Annotated in this window: 1 protein-coding gene; it reads left to right on the forward strand. The window is 45.4% G+C overall.

Features of this window, described 5'->3' with window-relative positions; genetic code table 11:
- The first annotated feature begins 50 nt into the window (after positions 1-50).
- Complete coding sequence (locus PN470_RS09590) at positions 51-2,696, forward strand: efflux RND transporter permease subunit (protein WP_271938604.1); 2,646 nt, start codon at positions 51-53, stop codon at positions 2,694-2,696.
- Positions 2,697-2,899: the final 203 nt, after the last annotated feature.

The raw sequence follows: 2,899 nt of genomic DNA on the forward strand, positions 1-2,899 counted from the left end.
AGTTCACTGAGAAAACACCCCACACCCCATACCCCACTTATTCAACAAACATGAAGGAATCGTGGCGAGAACGTCTGAATATCTCTCGAATAGCGATTAATGCCCCGAGGTTAACCATTGCCTTCTGGTTAGCGGTGGCCATGGCGGGAATTTTGGCTTTTAGTTCCTTAAAATACGCTCTTTTCCCCGATATAAGCTTTCCAGTCGTAATAATTAACGCCCAAGCGGATTTAGCTACTGCTATCACCACGGAACAGCAATTAACTAAACCCCTAGAAAATCCTCTTTTCTCTCTCCCCGGTCGTCGTGATATTTCTTCGACTACTGCCCCCGGACAGTCAGTAATCAGCGTTTTCTTTAAAATTGGCACAAATTTAGACAAGGCCACCGCAGCAGTTAAACAGGCTATCTCGCAAGTCCCTTTACCCCCTCAAGCTACCACAGAAGTTATCCCCGTTGATTTAAATGAGTCGGCAACAGTCACCTATGCGCTGGTGAGTGAGCAGAAAAATCTAGAAGAATTAAGCCAAATCGCCCAAGATAATTTAATTCCGCCCTTAAAAGCTCTCCCAGGTACAGCTAAAGTTAATTTACTCGGTCAAGGTACAGTTAGGGAAGATAATCCCCATAAAAGCTTAACCCGACCATTACCCACACTGGTACGCTTTAATGGCCAAGAAGCAATCGCTGTGCAGGTAATCAAAAAAGGTGCCGCCAATAGTCTCGATCTGGCCGCGGTCGCAGAAAAACTGGTTAAAGACATAGCACAAAAACTGCCCGATGTCAAGATAATTTTAGCTGAAACCCAAGCGGAATATATTCGCGCTGCCCTACAAGGCACGATCGATGATTTACTTTTGGCAGTTTTGCTGTCAGTGCTGGTTATATTGATATTTTTAGGCAGTTTCGCCGCTACAATCATTTCTGCTCTGGTTATCCCCCTATCTCTTTTGGGGACTTTCATTATCATGTCCATCTATGGGTTTAATCTGGAAACCCTGACGCTGCTGGCTCTCGCTTTAGTGATTGGCATTGTCGTGGATGATGCGATCGTGGATGTGGAGAATATTTCCCGTTTAATCGACGCGGGGGAAACCCCGAAAAATGCGGCACTCAAGGGGACAAGGGAGATCGGATTAGCTGTGACTGCTTCCACTTTAACCATTGTTGCGGTGTTTATACCCGTGGCTTTTATGGGGGGTGCGGTGGGACAGTTTTTTCAACCTTTCGGTTTAACTGTCTCGGCTGCGGTGATTTTTTCTCTGTTGATCGCCCGAACTTTATCGCCCGTTTTGGCAGTATATTGGCTGAAACCGCAGTCACAGGCAAAAATGACGAAACAAAAGCGACCGATTGAGAACACCTATCGACGGCTCTTAAACTGGTCATTACGTCATCGTTTGCTGGTCATTGCTATTGCCCTAATTACCTTTTTGGCGGGTATTGCCTTGATTCCTTTTATTTCTAGGGGATTTATTCCCCGACTCGATCGCGGCGAGTTTAATCTGGTTTATACGTCTCCTTTGCCGAAAATAACGCAAATTAGCCCTAATAAACCGACTGCTAAGAGTTCTAGCGATAGTTTCGCTTGGATTTCCCAGTTAGCGAGTTCTCCCGAAAGTTTTCTTTTGCGTCGCACTATCCGCGATGGCAGCAAATTAGAAGCGCCGATTTTGCGGGATGGGGAAGTGGAATCGACTTTTATGATCGCCGGTTTACGCGGTGAGCCGAATCGGGGCAAAATTCACGTTACACTGAAGAGCGATCGTAAATCTCACACCAGTGCCGTGCAGCAACGGATTCGGCAAATTTTACCGACAATTAGAGGGGTGAATGTCAGTATCGAGGACATTCCTTTTGTGCAAACGGAAGCGGAAAAGCCGATCCAAATTGCGATTAAAAGCGATAATTTGCAGCTATTGCGCGATAGTGCCGAGAAATTGCGGGTTGAGGCTGCTAAAATCGCCGGTTTGAAGGATATTTCCCTATCATCTAGATTAAATGAGCGGGGGGATTTTTTGGCGATCGAGCGTTTAAATGGTCAACAGGCGATTTTTCTCAGTGCTAATCTTAGTCCCGATTTAGGATTAGAAGATGCGGCGATTAAAATTGAAGGGATTCCTTTACCGGAAGGGATAACTTTACAGCGTTGGGGTACTTCTTCTCAAAGTAGCGATGTTTTGGGCAGTTTTGGTCGCACTTTAATCCTAGCGACAATTTTAATGTTAGGAGTTTTATGGCTATTATTCAGAAGACTGCTAGAAACTATCGTCATCGCTTTATGTTTACCTTTAGCGATTGTGGGGGCAATGTTGGGGTTATTGGTAACGGGTAGTGAGTTTAGTATGATTTCTCTGATCGGGTTTATCTTCCTCTTGGGATTACTGGATAAAAACGCTGTGTTATTGCTGGATTATACTAACCAATTGCGTCAACAGGGTTGGAGTCGGGAGGAAGCGGTTTTAGAAACGGGAATGATTAGGTTAAGACCGATTTTAATGACCACTTGTTCGACAATTTTAGGCATGATTCCGATCGCTTTGGGATTGGGTACTGGTGCGGAATTGCGGCAACCCATGGCGATGGTGATTGTGGGAGGTTTAGTCACTTCTTCCCTGTTGAGTTTAATTGTTGTGCCTGTGTTATATCTAAGTTTAGAGGATGTTTGGAACCAGATTAAAGCCTGTCAAAAGTAGCTAGTTTTACCGTCCCTTTAGTTAGGGTTGGGTGCATCCCACATTTGCAGAAATACCGACAATCAGCAATTATCAGTGACTCTTAAATTAGTATAAAAATATGAACAATCGCGTGTAAGCATCCCACCGAAAAGCTAATGCGCGGGGGGTTTGGGGGCGGCGCCACGCCCCCAACGGGGGGTTTGGGGGGTAGAACCCCCCAA

It is taken from the genome of Microcystis sp. CS-574 (genome assembly GCF_028329095.1).
GTDB classification, from domain to species: domain Bacteria; phylum Cyanobacteriota; class Cyanobacteriia; order Cyanobacteriales; family Microcystaceae; genus Microcystis; species Microcystis ichthyoblabe_A.

Excerpts from the sequence above, each read along its gene's own strand:
- PN470_RS09590 (WP_271938604.1), top strand. The coding sequence starts at position 51 with ATGAAGGAATCGTGGCGAGAACGTCTGAATATCTCTCGAATAGCGATT.